Genomic DNA, 21,247 nt, shown 5'->3' with positions numbered 1-21,247 from the left:
GGAGGCGGCATGTCAGACGATCAGAGCATGAGCCAGCCCGCTGGGAGGCGGGACACGATTCGACAACGCGCGACCCGAGTCATACTTCTCCTCCTCGTCGGCGGGACGATCGCCTCCGCCTTCCTGCTGCAGGGCAACCCATCGCAGCCGACAGTGATCCTCGGACTTTTCGCGGGGTGCGCGATCGCGCTCTACCTCATCGAGGTCTGGGCCCGAACGGGCAGGATTCGCTAGCCGGGCCCGTGCGGCTCAGTCGGTGCCGGCGTCGTACATCGCGGATTCGGATGCTGCTTCGATGGCCTCGTCGAGGGCCTCGGTCGCGGCATCCGGTGTCACGGCACGTTCGGTGATCTCGTCGGACTCGCCCGCGGTCACCCGGCCGACGAGCTCGCCGGCGGCCCCGCCGATGATGCCGGCGGCGGCGTAGTGCTCGAGGCGGGCGCGCGAGTCGGCGATGTCGAGGTTGCGCATCGTGAGCTGCCCGATGCGGTCGGTGGGTCCGAACGCGGCGTCGCCGACGCGCTCCATCGACAGCTTCTCGGGGTGGTACGACAGGCTGGGGCCGCTCGTGTCGAGGATCGTGTAGTCCTCGCCGCGACGCAGGCGCAGGGTGACCGAGCCGGTGATCGTCGAACCCACCCACTTCTGGATCGACTCGCGCAGCATGAGCGACTGCGGCTCGAGCCAGCGGCCCTCGTACATGAGACGCCCGAGGCGGCGGCCCTGCTCGTGGTACGTGGCGAGGGTGTCTTCGTTGAGGATGCCGTTGACCAGGCGCTCGTAGGCGGTGAAGAGGAGCGCCATGCCGGGCGCCTCGTAGATGCCGCGCGACTTGGCCTCGATGATGCGGTTCTCGATCTGGTCGCTCATGCCCAGGCCGTGGCGACCGCTGATGCGGTTCGCCTCGAAGACCAGCTCGACCGGGTCGGAGAACTCGACGCCGTTGAGCGCCACCGGGCGACCGGCCTCGAACGTGACGGTGACGTCTTCGGCCTCGATCTCGACCGTCGGGTCCCAGAAGCGCACACCCATGATCGGCTCGACGGTCTCGAGCGAGACGTTCAGGTGCTCGAGGGTCTTGGCCTCGTGCGTGGCGCCCCAGATGTTCGCGTCGGTCGAGTACGCCTTCTCGGCCGAGTCGCGGTAGGGGAACCCGTGCTCGACGAGCCACTCGCTCATCTCCTTGCGGCCGCCGAGCTCGGTCACGAAGTCGGCGTCGAGCCACGGCTTGTAGATGCGCAGGGCGGGGTTGGCCAGCAGGCCGTAGCGATAGAACCGCTCGATGTCGTTGCCCTTGTAGGTGGAGCCGTCGCCCCAGATGTCGACGCCGTCCTCCTTCATGGCGCGCACGAGGAGCGTTCCGGTGACCGCACGTCCGAGCGGCGTCGTGTTGAAGTAGGTGCGGCCGCCCGAGCGGATGTGGAAGGCGCCGCACGCGAGGGCGCCGAACCCCTCCTCGACGAGGGCGGGCTTGCAGTCGACGATGCGCGCGATCTCGGCGCCGTACCGCAGGGCGCGGTCGGGGATCGCGTCGATGTCGTCTTCGTCGGGCTGGCCGAGGTCGCCCGTGTACGTGCAGGGGACCGCGCCCTTGTCGCGCATCCACGCCACGGCGACCGATGTGTCGAGTCCTCCGGAGAAGGCGATGCCGACGCGCTCGCCGATGGGCAGGGACTGAAGGACCTTCGACATGCTCCCAGTCTATTCAGCGCTCCCACCGCGCGTTCGGGTGTGACGTGTCCGAATGGCGCGCGAGGCGGCGCGTGGGCCAGAGTGTACGCATGAGCATTCACGTGAACGCCGACAACTTCGTGCGCGCGGAGACGGATCGCATGTTCGCGGACATCCAGCGCGACGCGGGCGGCGTGAACACCTTCCGCCACAATCGCGAGCCCGCGGCGATCGAGGCGCAGACGGTGATCCGGCTCAACCGCGACACCCTCTACAGCTTCGCGGTGGTGGACGTCTCGGAGGGCGCGACCCTCGTCGTTCCCGATGCCGGGGAGCGCTACCTCTCCGTCATGCTCCTCGACCAGGGGCATTTCGTCCGCGCGGTGCTCCACGGCGGCGGAAGCCATGATCTCGCGGCGCTGGCGCCCGGCGCCGGGTACCTCCTGGTCGCCGCTCGCACGCTCGTGGACCCGACCGACCCGGACGACATCGCCGAGGTCGCGCGCCTGCAGGATCTGCTCGCGCTGGACGCGGCATCCGCTCGCCCGTACGAGATGCCCGACTACGACATCGCGTCGCTCGACGCCACCCGCACGGCACTGCTCGGCCTCGCCGCCGGACTTCGCGGCTTCGATCGCACCTTCGGCGCTCCGGACGAGGTCGACGAGGTGCGCCACCTCATCGGCACCGCCGCCGGATGGGGAGGACTGCCGATGACCGAGGCGTCGTACGTCGGCGTCGACCCGCAGCAGCCCGTCGGCTTCTACGACCTCACCATGAAGGACGTCCCGGTCGACGCCTTCTGGTCCGTCTCGGTGTACAACGCCGCGGGGTACTTCGAGCCCAACGCAGAGAACCGCTACACCGTCAACAGCGTCACCGGCGTGCGCGACGAGGACGGCTCGATCACGGTCCACTTCACGCCGGCGGGTGAGGCGACGCTGCCCAACAGCATCCCCGTGCCCGAGGGCTGGAACTACCTCGTGCGCCTCTACCGTCCGCGCCCCGAGTTCCTCGACGGCTCGTGGCAGGTGCCCGACCTCATCCGGCGCACCGATCTGCGCGCCGAGAACCACGTCGCCGCGCCGGCGGAGGCGACTCCGGATGCTGCACCCGACGAGTCCGCGCAGACTGATGCCCCTGCGGTCGACGAGCCCGCGACGGATGCTGTGACCGACGAGCCTGCTCAGGGTGAGGACGACGCCGCTCAGGCCGACGAGCCGGAATCCGAGGACGCCGGCGCCGAGGCATCCGATCCGTCCCCGTGGGCGCCGCCGGCGGCGACCGATCGCCCGGCCTGAGTCTCAGCGCTCGTCGGCCTCGGCCTCGCGCGCCTCTTCCCACTCGTCCTCGACGTGGTCGCCGGTGATGTGATCGAGCTCGCGCTCGGCACCGACCCGGCGGCCCCACCACACGACGAGCGCGGCGACCACGAGGAACGTGACCGCGATGACGACGATCCAGAAGATCACCGCGCCCCAGCCGCCGGGATTGTTCGGGTTGAGGAACGGGTACGGGTACCAGAACAGGTCGCCTGAGATCGGGTTCGTGACGAAGGGCCCGCGCAGCATCGTGTAGAGGACCCAGAGGATCGGGAAGGCGATGACCGCCCACACCGCGCGCCACGGGAGCGCCCGTCGGAGCGGACCCACGAAGAGGTCGGCGAGCAGGAAGAGCGGCCCGATGAGGTGCAGCGTCTCGTTCGACCACGGGATTGGCTCGCTCCCCTGCGGGAGCTCGATGCCGCGCAGCAGCGCGTTGTAGACGATGCCCGTGATGACCATGTAGGTCGTCACGCACGCCAGCGACAGCGCGAGCGCCGGCGGTTCGGCAGCGGCGTGGCGGCCACGGGTGAAGAACCACAGCGCGGCCCACGCCAGCACGACGGCCGTCAGCGCGTTGGAGAGGATCGTGAAGAAGCTGAAGAAGTTGACGAACGTGGTTCCCACGTCGCGGCCGAGGTCGGCCGCGGTAGTGAGGGATGCCGTCAGTTGCGCCACGATCGCGGCGACGATGAGCGCCGCCATCGCGAGGCGCATGATCGACCAGGTGCGTGCCCATGCCTTCGTCTGCATGGGGCCCACCATATCGGCGGTGTGGGGCGCCGCGTCGATAGAATGGGGCGTAGCTGTGTGAATCGTACGAGCATGGCCGATAACGGGGGAGTAGCCCATGCCAGGCATCGTGATCGTCGGAGTCCAGTGGGGAGACGAGGGCAAGGGCAAGGCCACCGATCTTCTGGGTGAGCGCACCGACTGGGTCGTCAAGTTCAACGGCGGCAACAACGCGGGCCACACCGTCGTGATCGGCGACGAGAAGTACGCGCTGCACCTGCTGCCCTCCGGCATCCTGTCGCCCGGCGTCAACGCGGTCATCGGCAACGGCGTGGTCGTCGATCTCGAGGTGCTCTTCTACGAGCTCGAGGCCCTCCACGCCCGCGGCGTCGACACCTCGCGCCTCAAGATCAGCGCCAACGCGCACATCATCACGCAATACCACCGCACGCTCGACAAGGTCACCGAGCGCTTCCTCGGCAAGCGCATGATCGGCACCACCGGTCGCGGCATCGGCCCGGCCTACGCCGACAAGATCAACCGCGTCGGCATCCGCGTGCAGGACATCTTCGACGAGAACATCCTGCGTCAGAAGGTCGAAGGCGCCCTCGACCAGAAGAACCACCTCCTCGTGAAGGTGTTCAACCGCCGTGCGATCACGTGCGACGAGATCGTCGAGGATCTCCTCTCATACGCCGACCGGCTGCGCCCGATGGTCGCCGACACCGGACTGCTCCTCAACAACGCGCTCGACGCCGGGGAGGTCGTCGTCTTCGAGGGCGGCCAGGCGACGATGCTCGACGTCGATCACGGCACCTACCCGTTCGTGACGTCGTCGTCGGCGACGGCCGGCGGCGCCGCGACCGGCGCCGGCGTCGGACCGAACCGCCTCGACCGCATCGTCGGCATCGTGAAGGCCTACACGACGCGCGTCGGATCCGGCCCGTTCCCGACCGAGCTCTTCGACGAGAATGGCGAGTTCCTGCGCTCCCGCGGCTTCGAGTTCGGCACGACGACCGGACGGCCGCGTCGCGTCGGCTGGTACGACGCGCCGATCACGCGCTACGCCACGCGCATCAACGGCATCACCGACCTCGTGCTGACCAAGCTCGACATCCTCACCGGCCTGGACCAGATCCCGGTGTGCGTCGCGTACGACGTCGACGGCGAGCGGTTCGACGAGGTGCCGGTGAACCAGTCGGACTTCCACCACGCCAAGCCGATCCTCGAGTACTTCCCCGGCTGGAAGCAGGACATCTCGACGGCGCGCACCTTCGACGAGCTCCCGATCGAGGCCCAGGACTACGTCCTGGCGCTCGAGGCGATCAGCGGCACGCGCATCTCGGTCATCGGCGTGGGCGCATCCCGCGACGCCGTGATCGCGCGGCACGACCTCGTCGACTGACGTGCGCTTCCTGCTGGGCGGGTACACCGCCGACATGGAGGGCTCCGCGAGCGGGATCGGGATGCTGCACGCCGGCCCCGCCGACGACGGTTCGGCAGGAGGCGCGCTCGGGTTCGCCGGGACGGTCGCCGCTGCACCTTCGCCGTCGTGGATCGCGCGGCATCCGACCCTCGACGTCGTCTACGCGACGCTGGAGCAGCGCGGCGCCGTGCAGGCGTTCGGCCGGACGGGAGATGCCTCCTTCGTCCCGCTCGGCGATGCCGTCGAAGCCGGTGAGGCGGTCTGCCACGCGGCGGTCGCGCCCGACGGCGGGTCGCTCATCGCCGCGTGCTGGGGCGATGGCCGAGTGGTGCGGATGTCGCTCGATCCCGCGGGCCGCCCGTCTGCGCCGGTGATCGCTCCGGCCTCGGCCGACCCGTACGGACCGGATGCCGCGGCATCCGTCGCCGGCGATCTCGACCTCGCCGCCGCCGCTCGGGCACTGCGCGCCGCCGCGGGCGAGGAGTACGCGCACCTCGTGCCCGATCACGACCCGGTCGACGAGGGGCCGGGCGAAGCATCCGCCCGTCCGTCGCGCGCACATCAGACGCAGTTCCTGCCGGGCGGTGTCGTGGCCACCACCGACCTCGGGCACGACGTCGTGCGGTTCTGGCGCGCCGCGCCGGGAGGGCTGCGCGCACTGCAGCAGGTGCCGCTGCCCGAGGGCAGCGGGCCACGTCACATGGTGTGGCACCCGAGCGGTCACCTGTACGTCGTGACGGAGTACTCGTGCGAGGTCTTCGCGCTCGCGGCGTCGGCCGACGGCACGTGGCGGGTCGTCGGAGGAACGACGCTCGGCGCGCTTCCCGGCGACTCGGCAGCCGAGCTCGCTCCGTCGCGGGACGGCGAGTTCCTCTACGCCGGGGTGCGGGGAAGCAACACCGTCGCCACCGTGCGCGTGCGCGGCGCCGGCGAGTCCCTCGCCCTCGCCGCCCTCGCCGACGCCGGCGTGGACTGGCCGCGGCACCACGTGGTGGTGCGCGACACCCTGCTCGTCGCCGGACAGCGCTCCGACGAGGTCGTCTCGCTCACGCTCGACCTGCGCACCGGTGTGCCCGGTCGCGTGCGGCACCGCACCGCGGCGCCGTCACCGACCTGCCTCATGCCGCTCAGCTGACCCTCGCCCCTTCCGGCTGACCCTCGCCCCTTCCGTTTGTGCGGGCGAATTGCCGCCACGGAGGGCGCGCAGGCGCACATTCGCCCGCACAAACGGACCCCCGGGGGCTGGGAGCGGGCGGCTAGACCTTCGCGTCCTGCTTCTTGAAGAAGACCTGTTTGATGATCAGCAGGATCGAGGCCGTCACCGGGATGGCGACGAGCGCTCCGATGAAGCCGAGCAGCGTGCCGCCGATGAGGGCGCCGATCACCACGAGGGAGCCGGGGATCTCGATCGCCCGGTTCATCACCTTCGGGGTGAGCACGTAGGCCTCGATCTGGATGTAGATCAGGTAGCAGATCGCGAAGATCAGCGCCGAGATCGGACTCGTGAACAGGGCGATCACGGTGGCCGTGATCCAGTACAGGACGGGTCCGACGAGCGGGATGATCGTGATGAGGAACGCGAGCACGCCCATGAGCAGCGGATACGGCAGCTGCAGCACCGCGTGCAGGAGCGTCGCGACGACGGAGTTGAAGAACGCCAGGACGACCATCCCCATGAGGTAGCCGCCGACCGAGTCGGTGATCTGGTCGGTCATCGCCCGCACGCTGGGGCGCTTGCGAGCCGGTGCGAACTGCATCAGCGAGTCCTTGATGGCGGGCAGCGACGCCACGAAGTACAGGGTGAGCACGACGATGATCAGTCCGCCCGAGATGGCGGCGGCGATGCCGGCGCCGACCTTCAGCAGACCGCCGGAGATGGCCGCGATGTTCGACGGGTTGGTGATGAACTTCTCGATCTCGTCGACCAGCGTCGTGAGCCCGGTTCCGAAGATCCCCTCCAGCCAGTGGTAGAAGTCCGACTTCTCGAAGTTCGCGATCGTGGAGGGGATGCCGCTGACGAACTGCCCGATCTGCTCGATCAGTGTCGGGACGACCAGCCACAGGACGCCGACGGCGATGATGGCGCCCGTGAGGAAGATGATGGCGATCGCCCAGCCGCGCTTGACGCCGTGCTTTCCGAGCCACTTGATCACGGGGTCGAGTCCCAGTGCCGCGAAGGCCGCGAGTCCGATGTAGACGAGGATCGTCGCGATGTTGGTCAGCGCGATCCCGAGGAGCAGCGCGACCAATCCGCCGAGCGTGAGCAGCAGGCCGACGGTGAACGGATGATTGAGGTTCGTCCAGAAGGTCTTCGACGCCGGCGCCTCCCCCGAGAGGGCGGCGACCTCGTCGGGCACGGCGCCTCGCGGGGCGGGCGCAGCATCCGTTCCGGCGACCGGGTCGACCGCCAGCGAGGCGACCGCCTCGGAGTCGGTGGGGCCCTGCGGAGTGGTGGCGTCGGTCATGCGTCACACTCTAGAACCGCGCCCGCGGCGGCGACGAGGGCGCGCGGCCGAATTCACCCGTTGCGGGCGATAACCCGGGCGAGCGGCGTCCTGCGGGCGCTCGGGTATCGTCGGAGGCCGAGGAGGTTGCCATGACCGAGGACCCGACCACGACGCTGACCCGTCTGCGCAGCAGCATCGACAACATCGACGCGTCGCTCGTGTACCTCCTCGCGGAGCGCTTCAAGGCCACCAAGCAGGTCGGTCACCTCAAAGCAGAGCACGGGATGCCGGCCTCCGACCCCGCTCGCGAGGAGCAGCAGGTCGCGCGGCTGCGCCGCCTCGCGGAAGAAGCCGACCTCGACCCCGCGTTCGCCGAGAAGTGGTTCAACTTCGTCGTCGCCGAGGTCATCCGGCATCACACCGAGGCCGCCGACAGCCGCTGACCGGAACGCCGAATGCCCCGGCCCCGCGCCGAGGCGCCGGACGAGGCATCCGTCCTGCCTTCTCAGGGCGTGGTGCGCCGCAGGGTGAGGTACGAGATCCCGGCGAGCACGGCAGCCACCACGGCCCCCCACAGGGTGAGCCCGAGGGTGCCGTTGGTGTCGATCCACTCCCCGACCGCGCCCCATGCGTCGAGGCGCCCGACGAGCCACATCGCGCCGACGAGCAGGACGCCGAGGCCGACCAGGATGGTGACGAGCCAGACCGTGCCGAACCGCTTGTACAGGATCGCGCACCACATGCCGAGGATGAACAGCAGCATCGCGAGCACGAAGTAGCTCAGTCCGGCGACGGCCGCGCCCTGATCCCACACCCATGGGAGATAGAAGAACATCCCGTTGATCCCCCACCCGTCGGTGGCGAGTTCGATCAGCCCGCCGACGACGAAGATCGCCGCCAGGATGCCGCTCGTCAGCGCCGCGGTGAGCAGTGTGCCGAGGAAGTACTCGCGCCGGGTGACGCTCATCGCCTGCGAGAACGGGAACGTGTAGGCGAAGGCCATGACGCCGACGGCGACGAAGTACCACAGCGGCCCCTGCGAGCCGCCGCTGTACTTGATCGCACCCGGCGGCAGCATCGCCCAGATCAGCAGTGTGACGAGGAACGCGCCGCCCAGGATGATGAGCGGGATCCAGATGAAGGTCTGCCGGTTCACCAGCTGCATGCGGACGACGTTGAGCGTGCGGCTCATCGCAGGGCTCCTTCCTCGAGCGGGGACGCATCGGAGGCCCCTCCGGCGTGCTGGGTGGTGCGGACGATGAGCTGTTGCAGCGACACCGGCCCGGCCTCGAGGCCGGCCTCCCGCAGCTGCTCGCGGTCTGCGGGCGTGAGGGCCCCGACGATCGTGACGGAGGAGACGCGCCCGAGGCTCTCGCGATGGATCACGTCGCGGCCGGCCGTGAAGGCCTCGACAGCGGCGGTGTCGCCGACGATGTTCGCGGCGCGGTCGCGCACGACATCGGTGTCCTCGTCCATGATGATGCGGCCGCGGTCGATCACGAGGACGCGCTCGATGAGGTTCGAGACCTCGTCGATCAGGTGGCTCGAGAGGATGATCGTGCGCGGATGCTCGGTGTAGTCCTCGAGGAGCCGGTCGTAGAAGATCTGCCGCGCGACGGCATCCAGGCCGAGGTACGGCTCGTCGAAGAACGTGATCTCGGCTCGGGACGCGAGCCCGATGATCACGCCGACCGCCGAGAGCTGGCCGCGCGAGAGCTTCTTGATGCGCCGGTTCATCGGCAGCTGGAAGTCCGCGATGAGCCGCTCGGCGATCGTCTGGTCCCAGCGGGGGAAGAAGAGCCGCGCGATCTTGAAGGCGTGACCGGGCTTGGCGTCGTCGGGGTACTTCTGGCTCTCGCGCACGAAGCACATGCGCCCGAGCACCTTGGCGTTCTCGTACGGGTGCTCGCCGAACACGCGGACGTCGCCGCGGGTGGCGAAGTTCTGGGCGGTGAGGATGGACATCACGGTCGTCTTTCCGGCACCGTTGCGGCCGAGCAGTCCGTAGATGGTGTCCTTCTCGATGGTGAAGCTCACATCGTCCACGGCGACGGTCTCGCGGTAGCGCTTGGTGAGCCCCTGGACCTCGATCACGGCGGTCATCGGGCGTCTCCTTCGGTGGTGGGCGCGACGGGGGCCGATGCCCGGTCGCGGATGAGTTCGGACAGGTCCTCCGCGCCGAGGCCGAGCGTGCGCGCCTCGGCCAGGAGGGGGTCGATGTATCGATCGGCGAAGGCGGCGCGGCGCTCGGTGAGCAGCCGCTGGCGTGCACCCGGTGCGACGAACATGCCGATGCCGCGCCGCTTGTAGAGCACGTCCTTGTCGACGAGCATGGCGACCCCCTTCGCAGCGGTGGCGGGGTTGATGCGGTAGAAGGCGGCGAGCTCATTGGTGGACGGCGCCTGGCTCTCCTCGGCCAGACTGCCGTCGACGATCGAGTCCTCCACGCTCTCGGCGATCTGGAGGAACAGCGCCCTGCCTTCTTCGATCACATCGGCCCGCTTCCTTGGTTACTTACTTGACTAAGTAACCATAGAACCGGATGCCGCGCAAGACCCGATTCGGAACAGACTGGTGCGCGGCGCGCCGACCCCGCGAAGATGAGTCGACGAGAGGAGGTGCGGGTGGAGCATCCGATCGCCTTCGTGCTCGGCGGCGGCGGCGTGCGCGGTGCCGTGGAGATCGGCATGCTGCAGGCGCTGCTGGAGCGCGGCATCCGTCCCGACCTCGTCGTCGGCACGTCGATCGGCGCCATCAACGGCGCCCTCGTCGCCCACGACCCGACGACTCGTGTGATCGCCGCGCTCGAAGACGCGTGGATGTCACCGGAGGCGAACGAGGTCTACGGCGACTCGATCGCCGCGCAGCTGACGCGCCTGGCGAAGACGAAGACGCACCTCAACTCCCCGGCGCCGCTGCGCCGGGTGCTGGAGCGCGCGCTCGGCGCCGACACCCGCTTCGAAGACCTCGCGGTGCCGCTGCGCGTGGTGGCGGCGAGCATCGAGCGCGCCGCTGAGCGGGTGTTCGACTCCGGTCCGCTCATCCCGGCGATCCTCGCGTCGGCCTCGGTGCCCGGACTGCTGCCGCCGACCCGCATCGACGGGGAGCACTACATCGACGGCGGCATCGTGAACTCGATCCCGATCGAGCAGGCGATCGCCGCCGGTGCCCGCACGGTGTTCGTGCTGCAGGTCGGGCGCATCGAGTCGCCGCTCGTCGCACCGCGCACGGCGGTCGAGACCGCGCGCGTCGCCTTCGAGGTCGCCCGGCGCCATCGCTTCGCGCGCGACGTCGAGACTCTTCCCGAGGGCGTTGCGCTGCACGTGCTGCCCAGCGGGGGCGCGCTCGCCGGGGACGACTCGCTGCGGTCGTACCGCCGCCTGGACACCGTCCGCACGCGCATCGCGCAGGCGCATGACGCGAGTGCCGCCTTCCTCGGCGACCGGGGGATCGGAGGCGACGCGTGAGACTTCCGCCGACCTGGGTGCGCCGGGTCCTGCTCGCGCCGCTGGTCATCGTGGCCGCGCTGGCCATGCTCGCTCTCGCACCCCTGTGGCTGCTGGTCGCCCTCGCGCTCACGTCGCTCGTGCCCGGCCGGTTCCGCCTGCCGCGCGTGCTGTGGCTGATCACGGTGTACCTGCTGTGGGATGCCGCGCTCGTCATCGTGCTGTTCGCGATGTGGCTCGCGTCGGGCTTCGGGTGGGCGCTGCGCACGCCGTCGTTCGTGCGCGCGCACTACCGGGTCGGGGCGCATGCGCTGCGCCTCCTGTTCTGGGTGTTCGGCGCGGTGCTGCGGCTCGAGATCGTCACGACCGCCGGCGAGGGCGAATCGTTCGAGCGGATGCTGGCCCCCGGCATCCCTCTTGTCGTGGCGTCGCGGCACGGCGGCCCCGGGGACTCGTTCATCCTCATCCACACCCTGCTCAACAGCACCCACCGCGAACCTCGGATCGTGCTCAAGGACACCCTGCAGTGGGACCCCGCGATCGACGTGCTCCTGCACCGCATCCCGACGAGGTTCATCACCCCGACCGGGTTCGGCAAGAAGGCCGCGGGTGGCGGCTCGCGCGTCGAGCAGACCATCGCGGCGCTCGCCGAGGGGCTCGACTCCGACGACGCGCTGGTGATCTTCCCGGAGGGCGGACAGGTGTCGGCCCGGCGACGCCAGTCGCGCATCGAGCGCTTCCGCGCCGTCGGCCGTGAGGACCTCGCCGAGCGCGCCGAGGGGCTGCGGCACGTCATGCCGCCTCAGCCCGGAGGCGTGCACGCGGCGCTGGAGACGGCCGCTGACGCCGACATCGTCTTCATCGGGCACACCGGGCTCGATCAGCTCATCACGATCGGCGACATCTGGCGCGAGCTGCCGATGGACAAGCGCATCACCATGCGCGCCTGGCGGGTGCCGGCTGACGGCATCCCCCGGGATCGGGACGCACAGGCCGACTGGCTGTTCTCGTGGTTCGAGCGCATCGACGCCTGGATCGGCGAGCACTCTCAGCCCTGAGTCGCCAAGACACGCCGCTCTCGTGCGCGTCACACCGGCGGGTTTTGGCGAGTCGGGTTTGTGAGGTGGCTACCGGTCAGGGGTGCGACTTCGGGCGGATGACGCGGCCCGGCGCGGGGTCGGCCTGCGGACGCGCGGGGATCGGCCACGGCGCGGGCGCGGGATGGGCGGGATCGGCCCCCGACGCCGCGGGCGCGGCCGGCGGCGTCGTGGAGATGCGCGGGGGCGCGGCATCCGGAGTCTTCACGGCAGGAGCGGGAGCGGGAGCGCTCGACGGGAGCTCGAGGGCGACCTTCGTCTCGAGCACCTCGATCGCCTCATCGGAGAGCGAGATGAGACCGTCGAGCTCCTGGCGCACGCGGCGGTAGGCGAGCTGGCGCTCAGCGGGCGTCGCCGCCTGGTCGATCGCGACGGACAGCAGCTGCTTCGCGGTGTCGAGGCGCTTTCGCTCGATCTCGGAGAACGACGAGTCCTTGATGCGGCGCGCATCGCGCTCGGCGACGTCGAAGGCGACCTCGTAGTCGGCGACCGCGTTGCGGTACTCGGCGAGCTGGTCCTTCGACAGACGGGCCTTCGCCGATGCGGGCCGCAGCCCGTCGGCGATGCGCTTCGCCCGCAGGAACGCGGCGGTGAGCGGCTGACGGCCGTCGCTCATCGCGGGGAACGCGATGATCTTCGCGACGTCGAGTTCGTAGTCGAGCCAGCGCGCGGTGACGGCATCGTGCGCGGCGAACAGGCGCTCGAGCTGCGTCCCGGTGGGAACCGGCGCCGTCTTCGGTGCCACGGCGGGCTGCTGACCGGTCGCACTGCCTGCGATCGGCACCGGCGCCGTGCCGCGGGCAGCGGCCTTGAGCTCCGCCTTGGCGTGCAGCACTTCGAGCCGACGCTTGTGACGTCGGCGCGCGCCCTGCTCCCACGCCCGACCGGCGGCGCCCATCACCCCGAGGAGGGGGAAGATCAGCCACCAGTACTGGCCCAGGAACGTGAAGATCGGTTCCACCCTGTCATGCTAACCGTCGCGCGGGAGCCGATGTCGGGCTCGCGGCGGGCTGTCAGCGTGGGCTGCTCAGCGGGTGGCGGAATCCGGGGGCTTCGGTGTGAACCGGCGCGGCAGGACGATGGCGGTGCGCAGACCCTCGATCACCGGGATCGCCGCGTCGATCGCGTCGGCCACCGAGCCCAGCACGCCGGCGACCCCGCCCTGCGGCGTACGCGGGGCGCCCGGCACTCCGGCCTGCCGTTCGGCCTCGGCCAGCGCCGCGTCGAGGTCGGCCACCGCCGTGCGGTACGCGACGAACTGCGCGGGGGCCACGCGGCGTCCTGCGGTGGGTCGTACGAACTGCGCCTCGCGCTGCGCGCGCAGGAACGCGACGGTCGCCGGATGCCGCGGATCGGTCACTTCGGGATAGGCCAGCGCCTTGTCGATGTCGGTCTCGTACGACAGCCACCGGGCGTTCACGGCGTCGTGCGCCGCGTACAGGCGCTCGATCGGCAGCGGCTCGGCCGTCGACTGCGCGCGGTACTGGGAGTACGACGCCTTCACGCGCGCTCGGCTCGCGCGGAGTGCGAACGACGCCGACTTCTCGGCCTCGCGGGCCGCGTGCAGTGCGCGCTTGGTCTGGATCGGCGAGGCCGAGACACCCGACCGTGCGCGCGCGGCGAGCACGTCCGCCTGTGCCGCACGCACCTGCGCTTTCGCGGTGACGAGGGCGCGGTACGCCTGACTCTCCTCGTGGCGCGCGGCGTCGAGCTCGAGTCGTCGCGCGCGGCGACGGCCGGTGGTCAGTGCGCCGTACGCGCCCGCCCCGGCCGCGACGGTGGCCGGAGCGACCCACCACCAGCCCCCGATGATCAGGAGAATCGGCTCCACCCTGTCATGGTAGCCGCGGCGCGCGGCGCCGGCACGAGGTCGGGGTGAACGCTCAGCCGGATCGAGTGCGACGACGAGCGAAGCCCGCCGCCGTGTATCGAGATCCGCCGGATCGAGTGCGACGACGAGCGGAGCCCGCCGCCGTGCAACGAACGCCTAGCCGAAGATGAGGGCGAAGACGGTGGCGCCGCCGCCGACGAGGATCAGCGCGACGATGGTCACCCAGGCGACCACCTTGATGCGCTTCTGACGCGTCTCGTTCATCCCGCTGTACTCGTCGTCCTCGGCCGCCATGCTTCGATCCTAGGCCGTGTGCTCGGCGATGACGGGGCCGAAGGCGGCGGGCAGCGTCGAGGTCGACAGGTCGCGCAGCTCGGTGAGCGGCAGGGTGAACAGGCCCTGCACCTCGAGCGCGGCGCCCTCGGTGGCGACATCCGTCACACCGATGCGCAGCACGGGGTACCCGCGGCCTTCGCAGAGGCCCCGGAACTTCACGTCGTCCTCACGGGGGACCGAGACGATGACGCGGCCCGTGGACTCCGAGAACAGGGCCGTGGCGGCATCCACTCCGTCACGCTCCTGGATCTCGTTCAGCCACACGCGCGCACCCACGCCGAAGCGCATGACGCTCTCGGCGAGGGCCTGCGCGAGGCCGCCCGAGGAGAGATCGTGCGCGGACGAGATGAGCGACTGCTGCGAACCGGCATGGATGAGCTCGGCGAGCTTGCGCTCCTGACCGAGGTCGACCGCCGGCGGGCGTCCGCCGAGGTGGCCGTGGATCGTGCCCGCCCACTGCGAGCCGCTGAGCTCCGTCGATGTCACGCCGAGGAGGTAGATGTTCTCGCCCGCGTCCTGCCACCCGGAAGGGATGCGGCGCGCGACGTCGTCGATGATCCCGAGCACGCCGACCACCGGCGTCGGGAAGATCGGCTGGTCGCCGGTCTGGTTGTAGAACGAGACGTTGCCGCCGGTGACGGGGACGCCGAGTTCGAGGCATCCGTCCGACAGGCCGTCCACGGTCTGCGAGAACTGCCACATGACCTCGGGGTTCTCGGGCGAGCCGAAGTTGAGGCAGTCGGTGACCGCGGTCGGCACCGCGCCGGTGACGGCGACGTTGCGGTAGGCCTCGGCGAGGGCGAGCTTGGCGCCCTGGTAGGGGTCGAGCTGGCAGTAGCGGCCGTTGCAGTCGGTGGCGATCGCGAAACCGAGTCCCGACTGCTCGTCGACGCGGATCATGCCGGCGTCGTCGGGGAACGACAGGGCGGTGTTGCCCATGACGTAGTAGTCGTACTGGTTCGTGACCCATGACGTGTCGGCCAGGTTCGGGCTCGCGACGAGCTGCGTGAACTGGCGGCGCAGCGTGTCGGGGTCGGTCTCGCGCGGGAGCGCCGAGGCCGAGTCGTCGCGGAGCGCGTCGATCCAGGTCGGGTAGGCGACGGGCCGCTCGTACACCGGGCCGTCGACGGCGACCGTCGAAGGGTCGACGTTCACGATCTCCTCGCCGTGCCAGAAGATCTGCAGGCGGCCGTCGCCGGTCACCTCGCCGAGGACGCTGGTCTCGACATCCCACTTGCCGACGACAGCGAGGAACGCGTCGAGCTTCTCGGGAGCCACGATCGCCATCATGCGCTCCTGGCTCTCGCTCATGAGGATCTCCTCAGGCGTGAGCGTGGGGTCGCGCAGCAGCACGTTCTCGAGGTCGACGCGCATGCCCGATCCGCCGTTCGCGGCGAGCTCGCTGGTCGCGCACGAGATTCCGGCGGCGCCGAGGTCCTGGATCGCCTCGACGAGCTCGTCCCGGTAGAGCTCGAGGCAGCACTCGATGAGCACCTTCTCGGCGAACGGGTCGCCGACCTGCACGGCGGGGCGCTTGGTCGGGCCGCCGTCGGCGAACGTGTCGGACGCGAGGATGGATGCTCCGCCGATGCCGTCGCCGCCCGTGCGGGCGCCGAACAGCACGACCTTGTTGCCGGCGCCGGTGGCGTTGGCGAGCTTGAGGTCCTCGTGGCGCAGCACGCCGACCGCGAGGGCGTTGACGAGCGGATTGCCCTGGTAGACCGCGTCGAACACGGTCTCGCCGCCGATGTTCGGAAGGCCGAGGCAGTTGCCGTAGAACGAGATGCCGCTCACGACGCCGTGCACGACGCGGGCGGTGTCGGGGTTGTCGATGGCGCCGAAGCGCAGCTGGTCCATGACCGCGACCGGACGCGCGCCCATCGAGATGATGTCGCGCACGATGCCGCCGACGCCGGTCGCGGCGCCCTGGAACGGCTCGATGTAGCTGGGGTGGTTGTGGGATTCGACCTTGAACGTGACGGCCCAGCCCTCGCCGATGTCGACGACGCCGGCGTTCTGGCCCATGCCGACCATGAGCCGTTCCTTCATCTCGTCGGAGACCTTCTCGCCGAACTTGCGGAGGTAGATCTTCGACGACTTGTACGAGCAGTGCTCCGACCACATGACGGAGTACATCGCCAGCTCGCCCGAGGTGGGGCGGCGGCCGAGGATCTCGCGGATCCGGTCGTACTCGTCGGGCTTGAGTCCGAGCGCCGCGTACGGCTGCTCCTTCTCAGGCGTGGCCTCGGCGTTCGAGACGGTGTCGGCCAGGGCCTTCGGGGAGGGGGTGGTCACGCGGCTCAGCTCCAGGATTTCGAGGGACGCCGGACCTGCCCAGTCTAGTTGGGCCGCGGCATCCGCTATCGCGACTCGAATGAAGGGGTTGACGGATGCCGCGACCGGGCGTAACGTACAACCAAATGGTTGTACGAAATGAGTTGAGCGATGAGCAGATCGATCGCGTGTTCCACGCCCTCGCGGCGGCCACGCGGCGAGACATCCTGCGCCGTGCCATCGAGGACGAGCACTCGGTCTCGACACTGGCCCGCGACTACGAGATGTCCTTCGCCGCGGTGCAGAAGCACGTCGCCGTGCTCGAGGCCGCGGGGCTCATCATCAAGCGCGCCGAGGGGCGCGAGCGCCTCGTCCGAGCGGACCCGGCGATGATCGCCCGGGCCCGCGCGCTGCTCGCACGCTACGAGGAGCTGTGGCGCTCCCGCATCGACCGCCTCGACGCGCTCCTCGCCGAGCCCGCCGGAACCACCGACATCCCGACCACCGAAGAACCGAAGAACGATCGCACCACGAACGAAGGAGAATGACGATGCCCGTCACCGACGTCGCCACCGACCCCGAAGCCCTCACCTTCACGCTGACGGCGGAGTTCGCCGCTCCGGTGGAGCGCCTGTGGCAGGCCTTCACCGAGCCGCGGCAGCTCGAGCGATTTTGGGGCCCTCCCGGGTACCCCGCGACCTTCACCGAGTTCGACCTGACGGCCGGCGGCCGGGCGAGGTACCACATGACCGGCCCGAAGGGCGAGGAGTTCCACGGGGTGTGGGAGTTCCTCGAGATCGACGGCCCGCGCAGCTTCAGCGCGCTCGACTCGTTCGCCGACCAGGACGGCGAAGTGGTCGCCGACCTTCCCACCTCGCGCATGGTGTTCGCCTTCGACGAGACCCCCACCGGGTCGCGTCTGGTCAACACGACCTACTTCGAGACGGCCGAGGCTCTCGAGAAGGTCGTGGCGATGGGCATGGTCGAGGGCTCGACCATGGCGATCAACCAGCTCGACCGCGTGCTCGCCGGCCTTCGCGAGTACTCCGCCGGCAAGGGCACCGAGACCGAGATCCTCGACGACACGCACGTGCGCATCACGCGGCTCGTGGAGGGACCGATCGAGCTCGTGTGGCGTGCCCACCAGGAGCCCGAGCTGCTCAAGAAGTGGCTGCTCGGACCCGACGGCTGGCGTCTCGCCGTCGCCGAGGTCGACCCTGCTGTGGGCGGTCGCTACCGCTACCGGTGGGAGCCGGTCGGCGGCACGGAGGGCCAGGCCTTCGGATTCGACGGCGAGACCCTGCTGTCGGAGGCGCCCCGCCGGGCCGTGACGACCGAGCACATGACGGGCACCGACTTCCCGTCCACGCTCAACGACCTCAACCTCGAGGAGGAGGACGGCGCCACCCTCATCACGCTTCTCATCGAGTACCCCGACAAGGAGACGCGCGACATGGTGCTCGCAACCGGCATGACGGACGGCATGGAAGCCAGCTACGCGCGGCTCGAGCGGACGCTGGTGTCGGCATGACCGGGAGCACCGCCGAGCGCACGCGGACCACCCACGTCGTGGGCCAAGGCGACGACGCGATCACCTACGACGTCTACGGCGACCCCGCCACGGCGACCGCCGAGAGGCCGGCGCTGTTCCTGTTCGCCGCGCCCATGGATGCGACGGGGCTCGCGACGCTGGCCGGCTTGATCGACGACCGTCCCGTCGTGACCTACGACCCGCGCGGAGCCGGTCGCAACCCCCTCGGGACGAGCGACATCACCGTCGAGCAGCATGCCGACGATCTGCACCGGGTGATCCAGGCGGTCGGCGCCGGGCCGGTGGACGCCTTCGGGTCGAGCGGCGGGGCGGTCAACCTGCTCGGCCTGCTCGCGGCCCATCCGGACGACGTGCGGATCGCGGTGGTGCACGAGCCGCCGCTCGCCGCCGGCCTCCCCGATCGCGACGCGGTGCTCGCCGTGGTCACCGACATGAAGCGCACGTACGCGGAGCAGGGCGATGGTGCCGCGATGGCGAAGTTCATCCCGTTCGTGATGCTCGACGGGCTCGTGCCCGACGACTACCTCGAGCAGCCCGCGCCCGACCCGGCCATGTTCGGGATGTCGGCTGCCGACGACGGCACGCGGACGAATCCGCTGCTGCGCAACATGCCCGCGATCATCGAGTACGCCATCGATGTCGAGTCCCTGCGCAGTCTCGGGGATCGACTCGTCGTCGCCGCGGGAGTCGAGTCGGGTGACACGTTCGCGGCGCGCGGCGCCCGCGCCGTCGCCGCGCATCTGGGCGTCCGGGTGACCGACTTCCCGAGCCATCACGGCGGCTTCACGGAGCAGCCCGGGTACCCGAGCGATCCGGTGGGCTTCGCCGCCCGCCTCCGCGACGTCCTCGGCTGATCGCCGAGGCCTGCGAGGTCAGGCCTGGCGGAAGCGGTTCACCATCGGGCAGTCGAACGGGTCGCGCGCGGCCAGGCCGACGCGGTTCAGGTAGGCGATGACGATCCCGTACGACTGGATCAGGCTCGTCTCGGTGTAGGGCACGCCACGGGTGCGGCACTGCTCCATCACGATCTCGCGCGTCTTGGCGAGGTACGGGCGCGCCATGCTCGGGAAGAGGTGGTGCTCGACCTGGTAGTTGAGGCCGCCCATGAGCGTGGTGGCCCACCAGCCGCCACGGATGTTGCGCGAGGTCCGCACCTGCTTCGAGAAGAAGTCGAGCTTGGCGTCGGGGGCGATGATCGGCATGCCCTTGTGGTTCGGCGCGAACGACGCCCCCATGTAGACGCCGAACACGGCCAGCTGCACGCCCAGGAAGGCGAACGCCATGCCGACGGGCAGGAACAGGAAGATGGGCGTGAGGTAGAGCGAGAACCGCATCGCGATGAGGCCGAGCTCGATCCAGCGGCCCTTCACCTCGCCGCGGGAGAAGAGGTGCTTGAGGCCGAGCGCGTGCAGGTTCGCACCCTCGAGCGTGAGGAGCGGGAAGAACAGCCATCCCTGCTTGCGGGTGATCAGCGCGCCGAGGCGGCTCACCTTCGCGGCATCCTCCTCGAGGAATCGGATCGTGTCGACCTCGATGTCGGGGTCCTTGCCCACCCGGTTGGGGTTGGCGTGGTGGCGGTTGTGCTTGTTGTTCCACCAGGAGAGGCTGATGCCGACGACGCCGGCGGCGAGGATCCGGCCCAGCCGGTCGTTCGCGGGTCCCGACACGAGGATCTGCCGGTGCGCGGCCTCGTGCGCGAGGAACGCGACCTGCGTGAAGATCAGGCCGAGGGCGCCGGCAATGAGCAGCTGGTACCAGGTGTCGCCGAGCAGGATGAATCCGGTGACCGCGCCGCCGAAGGCGAGGATGAGCGCGACGCCCACGAGCGCGTAGAACCAGCGGGCCCGCTGCAGCAGCCCCGTCTCGCGCACGACCTGCGAGACCTCGGTGTACGCACGGGCGACGGGCGGGAACGTCTCCGCTCCGGCATACGTCTGGCGCACGGCGCCGAGACGGGCTTCGGTCGGTGCGACTGCGGTGATGGTGGCGATGATGCACCTGCTCTGGTTCGGATGCCGACATCTGGTCGACGCGGAGCCACAGGCGGATGCCGATCGCTGAGGCTCACACTACGCGGGTGAGTATGGCCGGACCGGCATGCGGTGGTGATCGTCAGCATGCTCCGGGCGCACCCCCAGGCGGAGGCCCTTGACAATGCGACTCCGCTGGGGTGCGGCATCCGTCCCCGTACGATGGCTCCGTGGACTTCTCCCTCGAATTCACCCCGGACCTGGTCGCCGTCTTCCTCACGCTCTTCGTGCTCGAGGTGGTGCTCGGCGTCGACAACGTGATCTTCATCTCGATCCTCGCGTCGAAGCTCCCCAAGGAGCAGCAGGCCAGGGCCCGCAACCTGGGCCTGACCCTCGCGATGGTGATGCGCGTGATCCTGGTGCTGTTCGCCGGTTGGATCATCACGCTGAAGGAGGACGTCTTCTTCATCGGCGAGATGGGCTTCTCGTGGAAGGACCTGATCCTCATCGCGGGCGGTCTGTTCCTCGTCTACAAGGCCGTCACCGAGATCCACCACAAGCTCGAGGGTGCCGAGGACGAGCACGGCGGCGTCGGGCGCAAGACGGTCACGTTCGGATCGGTGCTCATCCAGATCCTGCTGCTCGACCTGGTGTTCTCGCTCGACTCGGTCATCACGGCGGTCGGCATGACCGAGAGCCTCGTGGTCATCATCACCGTCGTCGTGCTGTCGTTCGGCATCATGCTCTTCGCGTCGCGCTACATCTTCGCGTTCGTGAACAAGCACCCCACGGTGAAGATGCTGGCGCTGTCGTTCCTCCTGCTCATCGGTGTCTTCCTCGTCGCCGAGGGCTTCGAGATCAAGATCGACAAGGCGTTCATCTACGGGCCGATGGCGTTCGCGATCTTCGTCGAGGCGCTCAACCTCGCCGCCTCGGCCCGCAAGGCCAAGCGCGAGCAGAAGCGCCACCACGCCGTGCAGCTGCGCCCGCAGTACCCCGACGTCGACGAGTCGGTCGCGGTTTCCGCCGCGCTCTCGGGCGGAGCGTCGGGCGGATCGGTGGGCCTGTCGAGCAAGCCCGTGGCGGGGGATGCCGCATCCGCCGTCGACGAGGAGCGCCAGGGCCTGGGCTGACGCAGGCCGC

22 protein-coding genes are annotated in these 21,247 nt (G+C 69.8%); 11 read left to right on the top strand and 11 right to left on the bottom strand.

The genetic code is table 11. The features are described from left to right. Positions 1-27 precede the first annotated feature (27 nt). Positions 28-234: a hypothetical protein gene (locus OL358_RS06050; protein ID WP_264709044.1), complete on the top strand. Its 207-nt coding sequence runs from the start codon at positions 28-30 to the stop codon at positions 232-234. Positions 235-249: 15 nt separating this feature from the next. Here OL358_RS06050 and argG read toward each other — a convergent pair whose 3' ends face one another. Further along, positions 250-1,692, bottom strand: coding sequence for an argininosuccinate synthase (gene argG / locus OL358_RS06045; protein ID WP_264709043.1), 1,443 nt, complete (start codon positions 1,690-1,692; stop codon positions 250-252). 89 nt (positions 1,693-1,781) lie between these two features. Here argG and OL358_RS06040 point away from each other — a divergent pair, with 89 nt between their 5' ends. After that, entirely contained in the window at positions 1,782-2,972 is a 1,191-nt protein-coding gene (locus tag OL358_RS06040) for a DUF1214 domain-containing protein (RefSeq protein ID WP_264709042.1), read from the top strand. A 3-nt stretch (positions 2,973-2,975) separates the two neighbouring features. On the opposite strand, the gene OL358_RS06035 is transcribed toward OL358_RS06040, so the two are convergent. Further along, positions 2,976-3,746 (bottom strand): Pr6Pr family membrane protein, encoded by a 771-nt coding sequence (locus tag OL358_RS06035; RefSeq protein ID WP_264709041.1) that lies wholly within the window; start codon positions 3,744-3,746, stop codon positions 2,976-2,978. A 97-nt stretch (positions 3,747-3,843) separates the two neighbouring features. On the opposite strand from OL358_RS06035, the gene OL358_RS06030 reads away from it, so the two are divergent. Together OL358_RS06030 and OL358_RS06025 are read left to right on the top strand one after the other, a co-directional pair. Continuing rightward, positions 3,844-5,130: an adenylosuccinate synthase gene (locus OL358_RS06030; protein ID WP_264709040.1), complete on the top strand. Its 1,287-nt coding sequence runs from the start codon at positions 3,844-3,846 to the stop codon at positions 5,128-5,130. 1 nt (position 5,131) lies between these two features. Next, positions 5,132-6,286, top strand: coding sequence for a lactonase family protein (locus OL358_RS06025; protein WP_264709039.1), 1,155 nt, complete (start codon positions 5,132-5,134; stop codon positions 6,284-6,286). A gap of 121 nt (positions 6,287-6,407) precedes the next feature. Here the strand turns inward: OL358_RS06025 and OL358_RS06020 are convergent, their stop codons facing one another. Further along, positions 6,408-7,616 carry an AI-2E family transporter gene (locus OL358_RS06020; protein ID WP_264709038.1) on the bottom strand — a complete coding sequence of 403 codons (1,209 nt, stop codon included), beginning with the start codon at positions 7,614-7,616 and terminating at the stop codon, positions 6,408-6,410. A gap of 131 nt (positions 7,617-7,747) precedes the next feature. On the opposite strand from OL358_RS06020, the gene OL358_RS06015 reads away from it, so the two are divergent. Further along, the gene (locus tag OL358_RS06015) at positions 7,748-8,041 is read left to right on the top strand and encodes a chorismate mutase (protein ID WP_264709037.1); all 294 of its coding nucleotides are present in this window, start codon (positions 7,748-7,750) and stop codon (positions 8,039-8,041) included. A gap of 62 nt (positions 8,042-8,103) precedes the next feature. On the opposite strand, the gene OL358_RS06010 is transcribed toward OL358_RS06015, so the two are convergent. The 3 genes from OL358_RS06010 to OL358_RS06000 are packed head-to-tail and all read right to left on the bottom strand — an operon-like array spanning position 8,104 to position 10,090. Then, positions 8,104-8,790 carry a hypothetical protein gene (locus OL358_RS06010; RefSeq protein ID WP_264709036.1) on the bottom strand — a complete coding sequence of 229 codons (687 nt, stop codon included), beginning with the start codon at positions 8,788-8,790 and terminating at the stop codon, positions 8,104-8,106. Further along, the gene (locus OL358_RS06005; protein ID WP_264709035.1) at positions 8,787-9,701 is read right to left on the bottom strand and encodes an ABC transporter ATP-binding protein; all 915 of its coding nucleotides are present in this window, start codon (positions 9,699-9,701) and stop codon (positions 8,787-8,789) included. Before OL358_RS06005 ends, OL358_RS06010 begins: the two co-directional genes overlap by 4 nt. Then, on the bottom strand, positions 9,698-10,090 hold the full coding sequence (locus tag OL358_RS06000; protein ID WP_264709034.1) for a GntR family transcriptional regulator: 393 nt from the start codon (positions 10,088-10,090) through the stop codon (positions 9,698-9,700). The genes OL358_RS06005 and OL358_RS06000 overlap by 4 nt, the downstream gene beginning before the upstream one ends. A gap of 132 nt (positions 10,091-10,222) precedes the next feature. Between OL358_RS06000 and OL358_RS05995 the strand changes: the two genes are divergently transcribed. Beyond that, positions 10,223-11,065, top strand: a complete 843-nt coding sequence (locus OL358_RS05995; protein WP_264709033.1) for a patatin-like phospholipase family protein — start codon at positions 10,223-10,225, stop codon at positions 11,063-11,065. Beyond that, on the top strand, positions 11,062-12,102 hold the full coding sequence (locus OL358_RS05990; protein WP_264709032.1) for a 1-acyl-sn-glycerol-3-phosphate acyltransferase: 1,041 nt from the start codon (positions 11,062-11,064) through the stop codon (positions 12,100-12,102). The genes OL358_RS05995 and OL358_RS05990 overlap by 4 nt, the downstream gene beginning before the upstream one ends. Positions 12,103-12,178: 76 nt before the next feature. Here the strand turns inward: OL358_RS05990 and OL358_RS05985 are convergent, their stop codons facing one another. The 4 genes from OL358_RS05985 to purL all read right to left on the bottom strand — a co-directional run bounded on the left by OL358_RS05985 (position 12,179) and on the right by purL (position 16,603). Further along, a complete protein-coding gene (locus OL358_RS05985; RefSeq protein WP_319805434.1) occupies positions 12,179-13,102 on the bottom strand; it encodes a hypothetical protein in 924 nt (307 codons plus the stop codon). A 66-nt stretch (positions 13,103-13,168) separates the two neighbouring features. Beyond that, positions 13,169-13,972, bottom strand: coding sequence for a hypothetical protein (locus OL358_RS05980; RefSeq protein WP_264709031.1), 804 nt, complete (start codon positions 13,970-13,972; stop codon positions 13,169-13,171). A gap of 156 nt (positions 13,973-14,128) precedes the next feature. Then, on the bottom strand, positions 14,129-14,266 hold the full coding sequence (locus OL358_RS05975) for a hypothetical protein (RefSeq protein WP_264709030.1): 138 nt from the start codon (positions 14,264-14,266) through the stop codon (positions 14,129-14,131). 9 nt (positions 14,267-14,275) lie between these two features. Beyond that, the gene (purL, locus tag OL358_RS05970) at positions 14,276-16,603 is read right to left on the bottom strand and encodes a phosphoribosylformylglycinamidine synthase subunit PurL (RefSeq protein WP_264709029.1); all 2,328 of its coding nucleotides are present in this window, start codon (positions 16,601-16,603) and stop codon (positions 14,276-14,278) included. Positions 16,604-16,728: 125 nt separating this feature from the next. Here purL and OL358_RS05965 point away from each other — a divergent pair, with 125 nt between their 5' ends. The 3 genes from OL358_RS05965 to OL358_RS05955 are packed head-to-tail and all read left to right on the top strand — an operon-like array spanning position 16,729 to position 18,988. Then, positions 16,729-17,130, top strand: coding sequence for an ArsR/SmtB family transcription factor (locus OL358_RS05965; protein ID WP_264709028.1), 402 nt, complete (start codon positions 16,729-16,731; stop codon positions 17,128-17,130). Positions 17,131-17,132: 2 nt separating this feature from the next. Continuing rightward, positions 17,133-18,113, top strand: coding sequence for an SRPBCC family protein (locus tag OL358_RS05960; RefSeq protein ID WP_264709027.1), 981 nt, complete (start codon positions 17,133-17,135; stop codon positions 18,111-18,113). Next, on the top strand, positions 18,110-18,988 hold the full coding sequence (locus OL358_RS05955; protein ID WP_264709026.1) for an alpha/beta fold hydrolase: 879 nt from the start codon (positions 18,110-18,112) through the stop codon (positions 18,986-18,988). The genes OL358_RS05960 and OL358_RS05955 overlap by 4 nt, the downstream gene beginning before the upstream one ends. An 18-nt stretch (positions 18,989-19,006) precedes the next feature. On the opposite strand, the gene OL358_RS05950 is transcribed toward OL358_RS05955, so the two are convergent. Beyond that, positions 19,007-20,077, bottom strand: a complete 1,071-nt coding sequence (locus OL358_RS05950) for a fatty acid desaturase family protein (RefSeq protein WP_413631340.1) — start codon at positions 20,075-20,077, stop codon at positions 19,007-19,009. Positions 20,078-20,334: 257 nt separating this feature from the next. On the opposite strand from OL358_RS05950, the gene OL358_RS05945 reads away from it, so the two are divergent. Continuing rightward, positions 20,335-21,237: a TerC family protein gene (locus OL358_RS05945; protein ID WP_264709025.1), complete on the top strand. Its 903-nt coding sequence runs from the start codon at positions 20,335-20,337 to the stop codon at positions 21,235-21,237. The last annotated feature ends 10 nt before the right edge of the window (positions 21,238-21,247 follow it).

It is taken from the genome of Microbacterium sp. SSM24 (assembly GCF_025989145.1).
GTDB lineage: Bacteria > Actinomycetota > Actinomycetes > Actinomycetales > Microbacteriaceae > Microbacterium.
Note: the sequence above shows the minus strand (reverse complement) of the source record. Positions and strands in the feature narration are given on the sequence as shown.

Coding starts and splice junctions, on each gene's coding strand:
- OL358_RS06030 (WP_264709040.1), top strand. CDS start 3,844: ATGCCAGGCATCGTGATCGTCGGAGTCCAGTGGGGAGACGAGGGCAAG.
- OL358_RS05965 (WP_264709028.1), top strand. CDS start 16,729: ATGGTTGTACGAAATGAGTTGAGCGATGAGCAGATCGATCGCGTGTTC.
- OL358_RS06020 (WP_264709038.1), bottom strand. CDS start 7,616: ATGACCGACGCCACCACTCCGCAGGGCCCCACCGACTCCGAGGCGGTC.
- OL358_RS06005 (WP_264709035.1), bottom strand. CDS start 9,701: ATGACCGCCGTGATCGAGGTCCAGGGGCTCACCAAGCGCTACCGCGAG.
- OL358_RS06040 (WP_264709042.1), top strand. CDS start 1,782: ATGAGCATTCACGTGAACGCCGACAACTTCGTGCGCGCGGAGACGGAT.
- OL358_RS05975 (WP_264709030.1), bottom strand. CDS start 14,266: ATGGCGGCCGAGGACGACGAGTACAGCGGGATGAACGAGACGCGTCAG.
- OL358_RS05960 (WP_264709027.1), top strand. CDS start 17,133: ATGCCCGTCACCGACGTCGCCACCGACCCCGAAGCCCTCACCTTCACG.
- OL358_RS06035 (WP_264709041.1), bottom strand. CDS start 3,746: ATGCAGACGAAGGCATGGGCACGCACCTGGTCGATCATGCGCCTCGCG.
- OL358_RS05955 (WP_264709026.1), top strand. CDS start 18,110: ATGACCGGGAGCACCGCCGAGCGCACGCGGACCACCCACGTCGTGGGC.
- OL358_RS06010 (WP_264709036.1), bottom strand. CDS start 8,790: ATGAGCCGCACGCTCAACGTCGTCCGCATGCAGCTGGTGAACCGGCAG.
- OL358_RS06015 (WP_264709037.1), top strand. CDS start 7,748: ATGACCGAGGACCCGACCACGACGCTGACCCGTCTGCGCAGCAGCATC.
- argG (WP_264709043.1), bottom strand. CDS start 1,692: ATGTCGAAGGTCCTTCAGTCCCTGCCCATCGGCGAGCGCGTCGGCATC.
- OL358_RS06050 (WP_264709044.1), top strand. CDS start 28: ATGAGCCAGCCCGCTGGGAGGCGGGACACGATTCGACAACGCGCGACC.